Genomic DNA, 15,879 nt, shown 5'->3' with positions numbered 1-15,879 from the left:
CTGTAGGTGCGGGGCGATTTTTTCCATGAAGGCGAATTGGTGGGGGTCTTGACCACTCAGCCGATTGACCGCGTGCTGGATTACAAAGCGCCCGAAGGCGGCTGCAGCCTTGGGGCCTTCGTCGAGGTCCCGTTGGGCCCACGCAAAGTGCTGGGCGTGGTTTGGTCAGCGGGCAAGGGTGATTGGGACTATGCCAAGGTGCGGTCGGTCATCCGCGTGCTGGATGTGGCGCCCATGGCCGATGAGATGCAGCAGTTCCTGACCCGTGCTGCGGACTATACGCTGACCCCGCTGAGCGCGATGTTGCGGCTGGCCACCCGCGCGCCGGGCTTGGGCGATGCGCCGTCCATGCGCAAGGTCTACCGATTGGGATCGGTGACGCCGGACCGCATGACCGAGGCCCGCACCAAGGTGCTGGATGTGCTGCGGGACTACGGCGGGCTGTCTTTTACGCTTAAGGAAGTGGCGGACATGGCTGGCGTCACATCGTCCGTCGTCAAAGGATTGGTGAAATTGGGGGCGGTTGCCGAAGAAGACAGCCCCCGCGATCTGCCCTATCCTCGGCTTGATCCGGAATATGGCCGTAAGGATTTGACCGACGACCAGGAGGGCGGTGCTCGGGTGCTCCGCGACGCGGTGCGGTCGGGCACCTATGGCACGACGTTGCTGAAGGGTGTGACCGGATCGGGCAAGACCGAAGTCTATCTTGAGGCCGTGGCGGAATGCCTGCGCCAAGGACGGCAGGCGCTGGTTCTATTGCCGGAAATTGCACTGACGTCCGAGTTCATCACACGGGTCGAGGCGCGGTTCGGGATGAAGCCCGCCGAATGGCATTCCGGTGTGACGATGACCGAACGGCGGCGCTGCTGGAAAATGGTCGGGCAGGGGGAGGCACAATTGGTCGTGGGCGCGCGCTCTGCTTTGTTTTTGCCGTACCGGGATCTGGGGTTGATCGTCGTCGATGAGGAACATGACACGTCCTACAAACAAGAGGACGGGGTGCTGTACAACGCCCGCGATATGACCGTTTTGCGGGCGTCGCTGAATGGGGCACAGGTGGTGCTGGCCTCGGCCACGCCGTCGCTTGAGAGCTGGGCGAATGTGGAGGCGGGCAAATATGCGCGTGTGACGCTGACGTCGCGCTATGGGGCCGCTGTGTTGCCGGATATGTCCGCGATTGATATGCGCGCGGAGGATTTGCCGGGGAGCCGCTGGGTGTCGCCCACGCTGGCGGGCAAAGTGCGCCAGAGGTTGGAACGGGGCGAGCAGTCGTTGCTGTTTCTCAACCGTCGCGGCTATGCGCCGGTGACGATCTGCAGGGCCTGCGGGCATCAGATTGGCTGCGATGATTGCGATGCGACGATGGTGGAACATCGGTTTCTGAAACGGCTGATGTGCCATCAATGCGGGGAGACGAAACCGATGCCCACGGTCTGCCCGTCTTGCGAGGCAGAAGACCGATTGGCCCCTGTCGGGCCAGGTGTCGAGCGGATGGCCGAAGAGGCGCAGGCGCTGTTTCCAGACGCGCGGGTGGCGGTGCTGTCGTCGGATTTGTATGGGTCCGCGCGGGCCTTGAAAGAGCATATCGAGAGCATCGCGCGAGGGGACGCGGATGTGATTGTGGGAACTCAGCTGGTGGCCAAGGGGCACAATTTCCCGAAGCTGACCCTTGTTGGTGTCATTGACGCCGACCTTGGGTTGCAGGGGTCGGATTTGCGCGCGGCGGAGCGGACATTTCAGCTGATGCGGCAAGTCGCGGGCCGTGCAGGGCGCGCAGAGGCCCCCGGGGAGGCGGTGTTGCAGACATTTCAGCCCGAACATCCCGTGATCCGCGCCATCCTGGGGGGCGACGAGGAGGCGTTCTGGGCCGCCGAAGCGGGTGAGCGCAAGGCCGCGGGCGTGCCGCCATATGGGCGGATGGCGGGCATCGTTTTATCGTCTACGGATGTGCAGGAGGTGTTCGATTTGGGCACGCAAATGGCGCGCAACGATGCGCCGTTGCGCCGGATCGGGGCGCAGGTGTTTGGCCCCGCGCCCGCCCCCATCGCACGGATCCGTGGGCGGCATCGGGTTCGATTGTTGGTGAAGGCGGAGAAGGGCGCGCCGTTGCAGGCCGCTTTGGCGGCTTGGGCGGGCCAGTTCAAATTGCGCGGTGAGCTGCGCATGGCCATCGATATTGATCCGCAGAGTTTTTATTGAGCCAGCGAGGCGCGTGGTGGCTGGACTGTTTTTTGCATATTTTTGAAACAGCGAAACAGGGGCGCGGTTTTCCACACCAGAGGTGCGGCCTTTGGAGGGGCGTTGCGGGTCAGGTGAGGTAAAACCGCAAAGGTTTGGTGGGGCTGCGGGTGATGATGCCCTTGGCCTCAAGATCCAGTTGGACCGTTTTTTGCCACCAGCCGGAGGTTGCGCCTTCGGGAAAAAGAGCCTGCGGCAGGTGCGGCTTTGTCGCGTCTTTGATATCCTTGGCGGTGTCGCCGGGGGCGGTTTTGGTCATCACCTGCATCATCGCGTCCAGCATGGCGCGGTATTTCGCGGCGTCCACGCGGGTGGTTTTGCCCGGTGTGTTGATGTTTTGAACGTCAATTTTGTCGTGTGAGGTCTTTGGCATCTGTGCATCCTTTGGTGGCAGGATATGCGCAAATGCGGGTTCGACAATAGGGGGTATGGGGCGTAGGACGGGGCCTATGAAAACTGTGACCTTGTCTGATGCCCGGGCACTGCCTCTTTGGCGGCGACCTGTGACTTTGTTGTTCCTGATGGCGGCGGCCATGCCGATTGCGTTTTCGACGTGGTCGGCCTTGCTGAACAACTTTGTCATTGAGGCCGCGGATTTTGACGGGTCCGACATTGGTTGGCTGCATACCGTGCGCGAAATTCCAGGGTTTTTTGCCGTGGGCGTGATTGTCCTGTTGATGCTGTTTCGCGAACAGGTTTTGGGGTTGGTGTCGCTGGTGCTGTTGGGGGTGGCCACGGCGATGACGGCGCAATTCCCCAGCATGGGCGGGATACTGGTGATCACCATGCTCAGCTCCATCGGGTTTCATTATTACGAGACGGTCAATCAGTCGCTACAGCTGCAATGGATCGACAAGGCGCGTGCGCCGCAAACGTTGGGGTGGTTGATTGCGGCCGGATCAGGGGCCACGTTTCTGGCCTATGTCTTGATTGTGCTGACGTGGGAGGCGCTGGGCCTCTCCTATTCCATTGTTTACTGGGTATCTGGCGGGATTACGGCCATCGTGGGTGTGTTCTGCCTGCTGGCCTATCCGCAATTTGAGTCCCCCAACCCCCAACGCAAACAGTTTGTGCTGCGCAAGCGGTATTGGCTGTATTATGCGCTGCAGTTCATGTCCGGCGCACGGCGGCAGATCTTCGTGGTGTTTGCCGGTTTTATGATGGTCGAGAAATTCGGCTTTGCCGTGCATGAGGTCACATCGCTGTTCCTGATCACGCTGATGGCCAACATCATCACCGCCCCGTTGGTGGGTCGCGCGGTGGCCGTGTTCGGGGAGCGCAATGCGCTGGTGTTTGAATACATCGGTCTGGCTGCGATCTTTTTCCTTTACGGTGGTCTGTATTATTTCGGCTGGGGCGTGATGCTGGCCGCGGCCTTGTATGTGTTCAACCACATCTTCTTCAGCCTCGCGCTGGCGTTGAAGACATATTTTCAGAAGATTGCGGATCCGGGTGACATTGCGCCCACGGCAGCGGTGGCCTTTACGATCAACCATATCGCCGCGGTCTTTTTGCCTGCGGCGCTTGGGTATTTGTGGCTGACGTCGCCCGGCTTGGTGTTTATGGCGGCAGCGGGGATGGCGATTGTGTCGTTGATCTTGTCGCTGATGATCCCCCGCCACCCCGAGGCGGGACGAGAAACGATATTTGCGCGCGGGGTGATGACGCCTGCGCCAGCGGAGTGAGAGACATGGCGACTTGGACAGCATTGACCACATTGGCAGGCAAACCGGCGGCGGACGCCCTGGGCGCCGCGATGGAGAGGATGACACCTGAGCCAACAGGGATCGGCGTATTCGAGGTCGAAGACGACAGCGGATTGTGGGAAGTCGGCGGCTATTTTGAGGGCCAGCCCGATGAGGCCGCATTGGCGCTGTTGGCGGCGACGTTCGGGGCAAAGCCCTTTGCCGTGTCGCAAGTTCCGGACACAGATTGGGTCGCCCATGTGCGCCGCGAACTGGCACCGGTGGAGGCGGGGCGGTTTTACGTTTATGGCAGCCATGACGCGGACACCCTGCCGGAGGGCCGCGTGGGGCTGTTGATTGATGCGGCCATGGCCTTTGGGACCGGCCACCATGGCACAACGCTGGGCTGCCTGCGGGCCTTTGATGCGATGTTGGCGGCGGGAGAGACCTTTGCCGATGTGGCCGACATCGGCTGTGGGACCGCCGTTCTGGCGATGGCGGCGGCCAAGACGACGGACGCGGCCGTGATTGCCAGTGACATTGATCCCGTGGCGGTCGATGTGGCAGAGGCCAATCTGGCGGCCAATAACATGGCAGGCGCTGTAAAATGCGTGGTGGCGGCGGGCTTTGACGCGCCAGATCTGGCGAGAGCCGCACCGTTTGATTTGATCTTTGCCAACATCCTCAAGGGGCCGCTGATTATGCTGGCGGAGGACATGGCAGAGGCGTGCAAGCCCGGCGGGGCCGCGATTCTTTCGGGGATTTTGAATGAACAGGCCGACGAGGTGATTGAGGTTTATGCACGCGCAGGGTTCAATCTGCAGACGCGTGACCAGATTGTTGACTGGACGACCCTGACGTTGCGCCGCCAACAGGGTTAATTGCACGTTTACAACAGGTTTTGGCCAAATTTTCAGGGTTTGCCCCATTTTTGCCTTATTTGGAGGTGACTCTGCATCGCGTAGGTGGGGGCCTATGTGTGAGTTAGGCTGCTGTTATGACTATTGATGCGTCGTTGAATGAACGTCTCCGCCGAGTGGTGCGTAAACACGACAAGATGAAGCGGAACGGTGTGGTACACCGCGTGGGGCGCGATGGGCTGATCCGGTCCCGACCGCGTTTGATCCGTCCGCAATTTCCTTGGCGCGGGTTGGCTGTTCTGGTCGGGCTGTTGATCCTGTTCAAATCGGTTTTGTTCGCTCAGATCGGGCCCAACAATTACGATCTGCGCGTGGAGGCCCTGCGACAGGGAACACTGCTGGAACAGGCCGGTGCGGTTGTGATGCAGCCAGAGCCGGTGACGGTCGCCGTGGGCGGGTATCTGAAACAGTTCTTTTTTCAGCGCTGAACGTGCGGCGGTTTGATCCGCCCGCCATGCCCCAAAACGCAAAACGCCGCCCCTGATGTCAGGGGCGGCGTTTGTCGTTGAACTGAAGGCGCGCTTAGCGGATCAGGTTGCCATAAGCGACTGCGTCGATGTCGCCGCGTGTCAGTCCGATGTCGTCCAGCTCACGTGCGGTGAGGCGGTTGAGAGAGGCGCGGGTCATGCGGCGGTCGTTCCATGCGACAAGGGTGCCGACGATGGATTGCAGGGAAAAGCCGGTTTTTGGTGCGGCAGAGCGGTAGTCGATGGCGGCCATGGGTCATACTCCGATAAAAAAGGGCAGGCGCCGTTACAGGGAAATCTTTCTGGGGGGCAGGTAGGGGCTAATTTTCCGTTTCACCACTGCCGCTTTAGCATGGGTGATATGCGATTTTTGCATGACCATGGGTGATACGTAAGGTATTCATAAATATAGGTTAATTTGCGTTAAACTGTGTCGAAAACAGGCTGGAAAATGACGTTTTTAGGCCGCTTTGTTCACATTGGGCGGGACCGCCCCGACACAATCGGGGCTAGGCGGGTGTTCGCCTTTTGTGCTAACCCCAGTCTTAACAAGAGATAAACGGGGCAAAGAATGCGAGTATTGGGCATTGATCCAGGGTTGCGGAACATGGGCTGGGGCGTGATTGAGGTCTCTGGCTCTCGCCTGCGTCATATTGCCAACGGCACGGCCAAGTCCGGCACCGGTGAATTGGCGGATCGTTTGGTGTCTTTGCACGACCAGCTTGAAGATGTGATCGCAGAATTCGCGCCGACCGCCGCCGCAGTGGAGCAGACGTTTGTGAACAAGGACGGGTCAGGCACCCTGAAGCTGGGTCAGGCGCGAGGAATTGCGCTGTTGGTGCCAGCCCGCGCGGGATTGGCCATCGGGGAATACGCGCCCAACAAGGTCAAGAAGGCCGTTGTGGGTGTGGGCCACGCGGACAAGGCGCAGGTTCAGCATATGGTGAAGTTGCAATTGCCGGGGGTGGAATTGGCAGGGGCCGATGCGGCAGACGCGCTGGCCATCGCCATTTGTCATGCGCACCATTTGCAATCTGCACAGGCCACAGCGCGCCGGGTGTCGGCATGATCGGGCGGGTGGCCGGACGGTTGGAATACAAGGCCAGTGATCACGTGCTGATTGATGTGCGCGGCGTGGGCTATGTTGTCTATGTCTCTGACCGCGTGATGGCTTCACTGCCCGCACCGGGGGACGCTGTGGCGCTTTATACGGATCTGCTGGTGCGCGAAGATCTGTTGCAGTTGTTCGGGTTTACCACCTTGGTGGAAAAGGAATGGCACCGGTTGCTGATGTCCGTGCAGGGCATCGGGGCGAAGGCGTCTTTGGCGATCCTTGGCGCGCTGGGCGCGGATGGCGTTGGACGCGCCATTGCGCTGGGCGATTGGGCCGCCGTGGCCACGGCCAAGGGTGTGGGGCCAAAGACGGCCAAGAAGGCAATTTTGGAATTGAAGGACAAGGCCCATACGGTGATGGCCATGGCTGGCCAAAGCAGTGCCGCATCGACCCCCGCTGACGCGGGATCCGATGCGGTCATCGAAGCCGTCGAGGTTGTCGCCCCAAGCGACGGCTTGGCGCAGGCGGACGCACTGTCGGCCTTGGGCAATCTGGGCTATGGCCCGTCAGAGGCAACGCAGGCCATTGCACAGGCCGCGGGCGAAGACCCAAGCGCGGATGCGGCCACGTTGATCCGCGCCGCGTTGAAGCTGTTGGCGCCGAAGGGGTGAGGTGATGTCAGAGACTGTGGTGCAGCCGGACCGTCAGGCCGGGGACAACGACAGGGCCCTGCGCCCGCAGGTGCTGGACGACTTCATCGGGCAGGCGGAGGCGCGCGCGAACCTCAAGGTGTTCATCGAAAGCGCCAAGCGGCGCGGCGAGGCAATGGATCATACGTTGTTTCATGGGCCACCCGGTCTTGGCAAAACCACGCTGGCGCAGATCATGGCGCGTGAGCTTGGCGTGGGGTTTCGCATGACATCTGGTCCTGTGTTGGCCAAGGCGGGCGATCTGGCCGCGATCCTGACCAACCTTGAGGCGCGTGATGTGCTGTTTATCGACGAAATCCACAGGTTGAACCCTGCCGTCGAAGAGGTGCTGTATCCCGCGTTGGAGGATTTCGAGCTTGATCTGGTGATCGGCGAAGGACCCGCGGCGCGCACAGTGCGCATTGAGCTGCAGCCGTTCACCCTGATTGGGGCAACGACGCGGATGGGGCTTTTGACCACGCCACTGCGCGACCGGTTCGGCATCCCGACGCGGCTGCAATTCTACACGGTGGCGGAGTTGCATGAGATCGTGACGCGAGGCGCCCGTCTGATGGGGGCGCCGGCCACCGAGGGCGGGGCCGAGGAAATCGCACGGCGTGCGCGGGGCACGCCGCGCATCGCGGGCCGTCTGCTGCGTCGGGTGGTGGATTTTGCGGTCGTCGAGGGCGACGGCACCGTCAGTCAAGAGATCGCGGACCGCGCCTTGACGCGGTTGGGTGTGGATCATTTGGGCCTTGATGGGGCAGACCGCCGGTATTTGCGACTGATTGCCGAGAATTATCAGGGCGGACCTGTGGGGATTGAGACATTGTCAGCGGCGCTGAGTGAAAGCCGCGATGCCCTCGAAGAGGTGATTGAGCCTTATTTGCTGCAGCAAGGCCTGATCCAGCGCACACCGCGCGGGCGGATGCTGGCGCAAAAGGCGTGGACACATTTGGGCATGGCGGCACCCAAGGGGCAGACGGATTTGTTTGGCTGAGACGCCGGGTTTGAGTTTTTCTGGTCAGATGAAGAGGGGTGCTGCACGTTGATTGGTGGGCGCGCGCCTGGGTTTACGGTGTGCAGCGAAGCTGGGCGGAACTGCGCGTCATGTAGGATGATTTCGTGCAGACGTGTTGGTTTGGGGCGCTTGAAAAACCGCCCGAGGCGGTTTTATGGGTTTTGGGGCGCTGACCCTTTTCAGGGCCGCCGATTTCGCGCATCAAGGCGACATGATGGATCACGACACAATAGCTGCGTTGTTCACGCGGTCAGACGACACCTATCTTTGTGCGCGCTGGGGCCGGCCCCTTGTGCCTGTCATTTTTGGAGTGGAAGACGAGACCATCTCTTTGATGAAGGGCGCGTTTGAGGCCGTGTGCCTTTTGGCCAATCATCAGATGGCGGAGACGGACCCTGAGTTGGGCGTCAACGTGATGATGTTTTTCTGTCGGGATTGGGATGAACTGACAGCGGTGCGGGACCTTGACCGATTGGTGCCCGAATTGGGCCCGCTGGTGACGCGGCTGATCAAAGCGGATGCGAACCAGTACCGGATTTTCCGGTTTGATGATGCGGGGGCCATTCGTGCCTGTTTCATCTTCCTGCGCATGGATGACCAATTGGCGCAGGTTCCCGCGGAGACTTTGGCGCTGAGCCAGGCGGTGCAATCGATCGTGCTGTGGTCTGATGTGGCGTTCAACGACAGCTCGCCCCTGGCATTGGTGGACGGCAAGGCGGTGTTGCGGCCGGATATCGCGGCGGTGATCCGTGGGCTCTATGACCCTGTAATGCCCGCTGTGGCCCATGATGCAAGCCACGCCCTCAGGCTTGCGGCTCGGATGGGGCCCGCTGGGGAGGTGATCCAGTGAGCCACCGGTTTCCGATCCGCGTCTATTATGAAGACACCGATCTGGCGGGCATTGTCTATTACGCCAATTATTTGAAGTTCATCGAACGTGGGCGGTCGGAATGGGTGCGCGGTTTGGGTCTCGATCAGGCGGCGATGAAGCGCGACGACGGCGTGGTTTTTGCCGTGCGTCGAGTTGAGGCCGATTACCACAAGCCCGCCCATTATGATGATCAGCTGGTTGTCACCACGGATGTTGAGGCCGTGACGGGCGCGCGGTTGGTCGTGCGACAGGCTGTCGAACGGGGCGGCGAGGTCTTGTTTTCGGCCCTCGTGACCATTGTGGCCCTGAACGAGGGCGGCGCGCCGGCGCGTCTTCCGGCGGCATTTCGCTTAAAACTGCACTGATTGGAGCCCTTTGCGGCCTGCGATTTGACGTTTTGTTGGCTTTGCGGACAAACCTGCGTTACATCTGATCGCAATCAGAGGCCAAAAGTGGCCCGCAAAGCAGAGCAGGCGTTATGGAAGTAGCACACGAATTCACGATGTGGGCATTGTTTGCCCGCGCGACCATTACCGTAAAAATCGTTATGATCATGCTGATTGTCGCCTCTATCTGGTGTTGGGCGGTGATTGTGGACAAGTTCATCCAGTACCGCAAAGCACGCACCGAGGCGCGGATCTTTGATGAGGCGTTCTGGTCGGGCAACCCGTTGGATGAGCTGTTTGACCGGATCGGGGCGAACCCAAGCGGCCCGTCGGAGAAGATTTTTGCCGCCGGTATGTTGGAGTGGCGACGGTCGCACCGCCAGGACGGTGGGCTGATTGCCGGGGCCACGGCACGGATTGACCGCAACATGGATGTGGCGATTGCCAAGGAGACCGAACGGTTGCAGCGCGGATTGACAGTGCTGGCCACGGTCGGGTCGGCGGCGCCGTTTATCGGGCTGTTTGGGACCGTCATCGGGATCATGAACAGCTTTATCGAGATTGCAGAGCAGCAAAACACCAATCTGGCCGTTGTGGCCCCGGGGATCGCGGAGGCGTTGCTGGCCACGGGGTTGGGGCTGTTGGCGGCTATTCCGGCGGTGATTTATTACAACAAGCTCAGCGCGGATGCGGACCGGATCACATCCGGGTACGAGGCTTTTGCGGACGAGTTTGCCACTATCCTCAGCCGTCAATTGGACAGCTGATATGGGTGGGGCGACGATACAAAAAGAGGATGCAGGCGGACGGCGGGCGCGGCGGCGCAAGCGCCGGTCGCGGCCGATGTCGGAAATTAACGTCACGCCCTTTGTGGACGTGATGTTGGTGTTGTTGATCATCTTTATGGTGGCAGCACCCTTGTCTGTCGTTGGTGTTCCGGTGCAACTGCCCGAAACAGCAGCCAATGCGTTGCCGTCCGATGAGGAAGAGCCGCTGACGGTGACCGTTACGGCAGACGGTGAGATCATGATCCAGGAGACGCCTGTTGCTCCTACTGATCTGATCCCACGTTTGCAGGGCATCGCGGCAGAACGCGACAGTGACCGCATTTTCCTGCGCGCCGATGGGGTAAACGAATGGAACACGGTCGCTCAGGTCATGGGGGCGCTGAATGCCGCAGGGTTCAACAACATCGGCCTGGTGACTGACATTGGCGGGCCGTCCTTGGGCGGCGAAAGCGACGGGTAACGCCATGAGCGTGGGCACCTACTTTTCGGTCACAGGACACGCGGCTTTGGTCGTGTGGATGGTTGTTGGCTGGGGTATGAGTGCTGAGCCGTTGCCGTTTGAGGTGACGGAGGTGTCTGTCGTCACAGGCGAGGAGTTTGCAGCCCTGACCCAAGGCGTGCAGCCCGACGCGCCTGCCGGGGCCGTGCCGGAACTCGAAACGCCGCAGATCGAAGACCCCGCGCCGGTGGTTCCTACGCCCGAGGTGGAGGCACCACCCACGCCGGCCCAACAGCCCGACGTGATCGCACCGCCCGCCGCGGAAACCCCGCCAGAGGCGCCGGATCTGACGGTGCCGGACACGGTTGTCACAGATACTCCGCCCGATGTGCCCGATACGCCCACGATCATCGCCCCGCCCCCGTCGGCAGAGGTGGGCACGTCAGTGCGTCCGGTTCCGCGCCCCGCACCGCGCGTGGCCCCCGAAATTGTCGCCCCGCCTAACCCTGATGCAACCGTCGCGCCTGAGGTCACGGAGGCTGCGACCGATCAGGTCGAGGCGCCGGATCCTGAGCCGGTGGAGCCTGCGGATGAAACAACCGCGCCAGAGGCGGCAGCAGATCAGATCGTGACCGAAGCGGAAGAGCCTGCCTTTGCGCCAGAGATTTCCAGCCGACCCCAAACACGGCCCTCACGGCCCGCGCCTGCGGTCGACGCCCCCGCCGATGACGTGGATCCTGTGGCCGCTGCTGTAGCAGAGGCTGCGTCGCAGGCAACGGAGCCTACGCCTCCGACACCTGCGACGGAGCCGACGCCCGGTTTGGGCGGCGGCGAGCTGTCGGAGGGGGACAAAGCGGGCTTTTTGCGCCAGATCGGGAACTGCTGGAACACCGGCACGTTGTCCACGGGGGCACAAAACACGATCATCGTGATGGCCTTTGCAATGACGCCAGAGGGGCGGCCTGTGACGGATAGCATATCATTGGACAGTTTCACCGGCGGATCCGCCGCCGATGCGGAGGCCGCGTTCCAGACCGCGCGCCGTGCGCTGATCCGCTGCACCGACGAAGGCTACGACCTGCCGCGGGATCAATATTCCCTGTGGCAAAGGGTGGAACTGACCGTTGATCCCACCGCGATGCGGCAAAGATAGGGGCGAAATGGTGCTTATGATCGGATGTTGTGAAAACTCCCCGTTGAAACCTGCGAAAAATGAAAGAGAGTGCCGGATATGATGACACGTCTTCTTAGCCTTGTGGCGGCCTTGTTTGTGATGGTCGCCGCTGTCCCGCCGGCACAGGCACAAGAGCCGTTGCAGCTGACCCTGCGCGACGGTGTGATTGAGGCGCTGCCCTTTGCCTTGCCCACCTTTCAAGCGGAGGTCGCAGGATCAGAGCAGATGGCCGCTGATATCAGCCGTGTGGTGGCCGAAGACCTGACGGGCACGGGCCTTTTTCGACAGATCCCGTCATCGGCCTTTATTTCGACCCCTGCGGGCTTTGGCGCGCCGGTGGCGTTCGCCGATTGGCGCGCGATCAATGCGCAGGCATTGGTGACGGGGGCAGTGGCGGTCAATGGCGATCAGGTGACGGTCAAGTTCCGTCTTTATGATGTGTTCAGTGGGGCTGAGATGGGCGAGGGTCTGCAATTTGCGGGCACCACCCAAGGCTGGCGGCGCATGGCCCACAAGGTGGCGGATGTCGTCTACAGCCGCATCACCGGTGAGGCAGGCTATTTCGACAGCCGTGTCGTGTTCATCGCCGAAACCGGCCCCAAGGATGACCGCGCCAAACGTGTCGCGATCATGGATTACGACGGGGCCAATGTGCAGTTTTTGACCGACACCAGCGCCATTGTGCTGGCGCCGCGGTTCTCACCGGATGGGCAACGGATCCTCTATACCAGCTTTGGCAGCGGATTTCCGCGCATTAATGTGTTGAATGTGGACAACCCTTCGGGCCAGCAGCAATTACAGACAGCGCCCGGAGAAATGGCATTCAGCCCACGGTTCAGCCGCGACGGGCGGCAGGTGATCTACAGCCTTGCCAATGGCGGCAACACCGACATTTACCGCAGCGATTTGACGACCGGCCAGTTCACGCGCCTGACCAACACGCCCGCCATTGAAACCGCCCCCAGCTTTAGCCCCGATGGCAGCCGCATCGTGTTCGAAAGCGACCGCAGTGGGACCCAACAGCTTTATATTATGGACGCAAACGGGGGCGAGCCGCAGCGGATTTCCTTTGGCAGCGGGCGTTACGGCACGCCTGTCTGGTCACCGCGTGGGGATCTGATCGCCTTTACCAAGCAAGAGGCGGGGCGGTTCCACATTGGCGTGATGCGCACGGATGGGTCTGAAGAACGACTTCTGACCTCGTCCTTTCTGGACGAAGGCCCCACATGGGCGCCCAATGGCCGCGTCATCATGTTTGCCCGCGAAACCCAAGGGGCGGATGGCACGTCGTCCCTGTTCTCTGTGGATATCACGGGCCGTAATCTGCGCCGTGTGACGACACCGCAGGGCGGATCGGACCCGTCTTGGGGGCCGCTACAGCCCTAATAACGCAAATGCGATTCTCAACCGTCCTTTGACGTGTTACACTGAACAAAACGAGCATATAAAAACAACGGGACAGACCCATGACACATCTATTCAAAGCAGCAAGCCTGATCGCGCTTTTGGGGGTTACAGCCTGCACCAATGCCGACCGGTTTGATGATCAGAACGCGGCCCTTGGTGATGGCAACCCTGCCGTGGGCAACGGGATTGATCAGACGTCCCTTGGGGGCGCCAATGATCCCACTAGCCCCGCGTTCTTCAGCCAGACCATTGGCGACCGCGTGTTGTTTGAGGTGGATCAATCCACGCTGACGGCCGCCGGACAGGACACGCTGCGCGGGCAGGCCGGTTGGTTGCAGACCAATTCCGACTATCTGGCCGTGATCGAGGGCCATGCGGATGAACAGGGCACACGCGAGTATAACCTTGCGCTGGGCGCACGCCGCGCCAATGCCGTGCGTGAATTTCTGATCGCCAATGGCGTGTCCGCCAATCGCATTCGCACCGTGTCTTATGGCAAGGAACGGCCCCTTGCGGTTTGTTCTGACGAAAGCTGCTATGCCCAGAACCGCCGTGCGGTCACGATCATTTCGATCGGTGCATCCAGCTAAACCAACCATCTTTCGGGGGATAAGATGTTTCGAGTGATTGCAACCTGTCTGGCCTTGGCCGTTCCTGCGGGGGCGGCTTTGGCGCAGGATCAGACCTTGGCGGATATCCGGTCTGAACTGACAACGCTTTACGATGATATCACAGCATTGCGGGCCGAGTTGCTGGCCTCTGGCACGGCGGGTCAGGGGGCGGTTGGCACGACGCCGCTTGATCGGCTGAATTCCATCGAGGCGGAGCTGACGCGTCTGACATCCCAGACCGAGCAGCTTGAATTTCGCATCACCCGCATCACGCGCGACGGGACCAACCGCATTGGCGATCTGGAGTTTCGTCTGTGTGAGCTGGAAGCGGGCTGCGATATCGCCAGCCTAGGGGACACCCCATCGTTGGGCGGCGTTGATGTGGAACCGGTCGCCCCGGTCAACAGCACTCCCGTCACCACTGGCCCGAATTTGGCGGTGGGTGAGCAGGAAGATTTTACGCGGGCGCAGGAGGCGCTCGCCTCCGGTGACTTTCGCAGCGCCGCAGACCTCCTTGAGACCTTCAATGAGACCTATCCGGGCAGCCCAGTAGCCGCCCAGGCGCATATATTGCGCGGCCAGGCGTTTGAGGGGTTAGGGGAGCTGACGAGCGCCGCGCGTGCTTATCTGGCGGCGTTTTCCGGCAATCCCGACGGGGGCGAAGCGCCTCAGGCGTTGTTTTTGCTCGGTCAGTCGCTGGGCGCGTTGGGGCAAACGCAGGACGCTTGTGTGACTTTGGGGGAGGTCGCCGTGCGCTTTCCCGGCGCACCTCAGGTTGCGCAAGCCCGCGATGCGATGACGGGGCTGGGGTGCGGCTGACGCCGGACCAGCTGGCCGCATTTGGGCCGGATGGCGGCCTTGTTCATTTCATCGACACAGCCTTTTCCGTGCCTCTGCCGGACAAGGTGGGCGTTGCGGTCTCCGGTGGGGGCGACAGCATGGCGGTGTTGCATGTGGCCAAGGCGTGGTCCGATCTAGCGGGCATTCCGGTTGAGGCCGTCACCGTTCATCACGGCTTGCGGATCGACGCCATGCAGGAGGCTGAGGCGGTGGCCGCGTTTTGCGCGCAGGCTGGCATTTACCATGAGACATTGAAGTGGGCTGGCACGGAGGCCTCCGGCAACATCCCCGCCGCCGCGCGAGAGGCCCGATACCGCATGATGGCCGAATGGGCCCAAGCGCGCGGCATCGGCGGGATGTTGGTGGGTCACACGGCCGATGATGTGGCCGAGACGTTCTTGATGCGTCTGGGGCGCAAAGCAGGCGTTGATGGTCTGTCCTTGATGGATGTGCGGTTTGACCGTCACGGGATGCGCTGGGCGCGCCCGTTCTGGCAGCAAAATCGCGCTGATTTGCGTGATTACCTGCGCCGTCATGACGTGACCTGGGCCGACGACCCCACCAATGAGGATGAAACCTACGACCGCCCGAAAGCGCGCCGCGCCTTGGGGGTATTGGCCCCCTTGGGGATCACGGTCGACGGCCTGAAAGACGTTGCCCTGAACATCCTGTCGGCGCGCACCGCGCTTGAATATTACGCGATGCAAGAGGCTGAACGCGCTGTGACCTTTTCCGGTGGGGATGTCATCATCGCCCGAACGACCTTTCCCGATGAGATCAAACGCAGACTGTGGCTTGCGGCCCTGCGTCACATCAACGGCGCGGGCTACGCGCCCCGCCAAAGCGCCTTGGGCGAAATGGAACAGGGTCTTGGGTCCACAGGAAAACACACCCTTGCGGGCTGTCTTGTCACGCAATCGGACACCGAAACGCGGTTTTCGCGTGAATTCGCGGCCTGCGCGGGGGATATGACGTGGCCTCATGGCGCACCGTCTGTCCTTTGGGACGGCAGGTGGGAGGTCACGGTGGAGGACAGCAGCAGAATCGTGGGCAACCTGACTGTTCGCGCCCTGGGCAACGCCGTGTCACAGGTCGCGGATTGGCGCGAAACGGGGCTGTCCCGCGCATCTTTGATGGCTTCCCCCGCAGTGTTTGAAGGCGACAGACTGCAATCTGCACCTGTTGCAGGCCACAACAACGGCTTCCGCGCGCGCATTGTCGCGGCGTTTGGGTCTTTCCTGCTTTCCCGTTGAACTTACCCCTCAAGCCTCTATCTTAGTGGGGTGGCA

At 61.3% G+C, this 15,879-nt stretch carries 18 protein-coding genes; 16 read left to right on the top strand and 2 right to left on the bottom strand.

The annotated features are described in order from the left end of the window. The first annotated feature begins 6 nt into the window (after positions 1–6). Positions 7–2,199 carry a primosomal protein N' gene (locus tag PSJ8397_RS12770; protein WP_085865006.1) on the top strand — a complete coding sequence of 731 codons (2,193 nt, stop codon included), beginning with the start codon at positions 7–9 and terminating at the stop codon, positions 2,197–2,199. Between the two features lie 109 nt (positions 2,200–2,308). Here the strand turns inward: PSJ8397_RS12770 and PSJ8397_RS12765 are convergent, their stop codons facing one another. After that, complete coding sequence (locus tag PSJ8397_RS12765; protein WP_085865005.1) at positions 2,309–2,611, bottom strand: DUF6958 family protein; 303 nt, start codon at positions 2,609–2,611, stop codon at positions 2,309–2,311. Between the two features lie 76 nt (positions 2,612–2,687). Between PSJ8397_RS12765 and PSJ8397_RS12760 the strand changes: the two genes are divergently transcribed. The 3 genes from PSJ8397_RS12760 to PSJ8397_RS12750 all read left to right on the top strand — a co-directional run bounded on the left by PSJ8397_RS12760 (position 2,688) and on the right by PSJ8397_RS12750 (position 5,271). After that, complete coding sequence (locus PSJ8397_RS12760; protein WP_085865004.1) at positions 2,688–3,923, top strand: MFS transporter; 1,236 nt, start codon at positions 2,688–2,690, stop codon at positions 3,921–3,923. Positions 3,924–3,928: 5 nt separating this feature from the next. Next, positions 3,929–4,804: a 50S ribosomal protein L11 methyltransferase gene (locus PSJ8397_RS12755; RefSeq protein ID WP_085865003.1), complete on the top strand. Its 876-nt coding sequence runs from the start codon at positions 3,929–3,931 to the stop codon at positions 4,802–4,804. 116 nt (positions 4,805–4,920) lie between these two features. Next, entirely contained in the window at positions 4,921–5,271 is a 351-nt protein-coding gene (locus PSJ8397_RS12750) for a hypothetical protein (RefSeq protein WP_085865002.1), read from the top strand. A 94-nt stretch (positions 5,272–5,365) separates the two neighbouring features. On the opposite strand, the gene PSJ8397_RS12745 is transcribed toward PSJ8397_RS12750, so the two are convergent. Next, a complete protein-coding gene (locus PSJ8397_RS12745; RefSeq protein ID WP_085865001.1) occupies positions 5,366–5,563 on the bottom strand; it encodes a DUF1127 domain-containing protein in 198 nt (65 codons plus the stop codon). 318 nt (positions 5,564–5,881) lie between these two features. Between PSJ8397_RS12745 and ruvC the strand changes: the two genes are divergently transcribed. The 12 genes from ruvC to tilS all read left to right on the top strand — a co-directional run bounded on the left by ruvC (position 5,882) and on the right by tilS (position 15,843). Next, positions 5,882–6,379, top strand: a complete 498-nt coding sequence (gene ruvC / locus PSJ8397_RS12740) for a crossover junction endodeoxyribonuclease RuvC (protein WP_085865000.1) — start codon at positions 5,882–5,884, stop codon at positions 6,377–6,379. Then, entirely contained in the window at positions 6,376–7,035 is a 660-nt protein-coding gene (ruvA, locus tag PSJ8397_RS12735; protein WP_085864999.1) for a Holliday junction branch migration protein RuvA, read from the top strand. Before ruvC ends, ruvA begins: the two co-directional genes overlap by 4 nt. 4 nt (positions 7,036–7,039) lie before the next feature. Next, a complete protein-coding gene (gene ruvB, locus PSJ8397_RS12730) occupies positions 7,040–8,053 on the top strand; it encodes a Holliday junction branch migration DNA helicase RuvB (protein WP_085864998.1) in 1,014 nt (337 codons plus the stop codon). A 232-nt stretch (positions 8,054–8,285) separates the two neighbouring features. Further along, positions 8,286–8,924: a hypothetical protein gene (locus PSJ8397_RS12725; RefSeq protein ID WP_085865141.1), complete on the top strand. Its 639-nt coding sequence runs from the start codon at positions 8,286–8,288 to the stop codon at positions 8,922–8,924. Continuing rightward, positions 8,921–9,310, top strand: a complete 390-nt coding sequence (ybgC, locus tag PSJ8397_RS12720) for a tol-pal system-associated acyl-CoA thioesterase (protein WP_085864997.1) — start codon at positions 8,921–8,923, stop codon at positions 9,308–9,310. The genes PSJ8397_RS12725 and ybgC overlap by 4 nt, the downstream gene beginning before the upstream one ends. A 113-nt stretch (positions 9,311–9,423) precedes the next feature. Continuing rightward, positions 9,424–10,098, top strand: coding sequence for a protein TolQ (tolQ, locus tag PSJ8397_RS12715; protein WP_200811318.1), 675 nt, complete (start codon positions 9,424–9,426; stop codon positions 10,096–10,098). Position 10,099: 1 nt separating this feature from the next. Then, positions 10,100–10,579, top strand: a complete 480-nt coding sequence (locus PSJ8397_RS12710) for an ExbD/TolR family protein (protein ID WP_085864995.1) — start codon at positions 10,100–10,102, stop codon at positions 10,577–10,579. Between the two features lie 4 nt (positions 10,580–10,583). Further along, entirely contained in the window at positions 10,584–11,711 is a 1,128-nt protein-coding gene (locus tag PSJ8397_RS12705; RefSeq protein ID WP_085864994.1) for a cell envelope biogenesis protein TolA, read from the top strand. A 78-nt stretch (positions 11,712–11,789) separates the two neighbouring features. Then, a complete protein-coding gene (tolB, locus tag PSJ8397_RS12700) occupies positions 11,790–13,118 on the top strand; it encodes a Tol-Pal system beta propeller repeat protein TolB (protein ID WP_085864993.1) in 1,329 nt (442 codons plus the stop codon). Positions 13,119–13,198: 80 nt separating this feature from the next. Continuing rightward, the gene (gene pal / locus PSJ8397_RS12695; RefSeq protein ID WP_085864992.1) at positions 13,199–13,729 is read left to right on the top strand and encodes a peptidoglycan-associated lipoprotein Pal; all 531 of its coding nucleotides are present in this window, start codon (positions 13,199–13,201) and stop codon (positions 13,727–13,729) included. Between the two features lie 24 nt (positions 13,730–13,753). Next, the gene (gene ybgF / locus PSJ8397_RS12690; RefSeq protein WP_085864991.1) at positions 13,754–14,569 is read left to right on the top strand and encodes a tol-pal system protein YbgF; all 816 of its coding nucleotides are present in this window, start codon (positions 13,754–13,756) and stop codon (positions 14,567–14,569) included. After that, positions 14,560–15,843, top strand: a complete 1,284-nt coding sequence (gene tilS, locus PSJ8397_RS12685; RefSeq protein WP_085864990.1) for a tRNA lysidine(34) synthetase TilS — start codon at positions 14,560–14,562, stop codon at positions 15,841–15,843. The genes ybgF and tilS overlap by 10 nt, the downstream gene beginning before the upstream one ends. Positions 15,844–15,879 lie beyond the last annotated feature (36 nt).

Origin of the sequence: Pseudooctadecabacter jejudonensis (assembly GCF_900172275.1) — a bacterium.
In the GTDB taxonomy this organism is placed as follows: domain Bacteria; phylum Pseudomonadota; class Alphaproteobacteria; order Rhodobacterales; family Rhodobacteraceae; genus Octadecabacter; species Octadecabacter jejudonensis.
The sequence above is the reverse complement of the archived record's forward strand: the minus strand, read 5'-3'. Positions and strand labels throughout refer to the sequence as shown.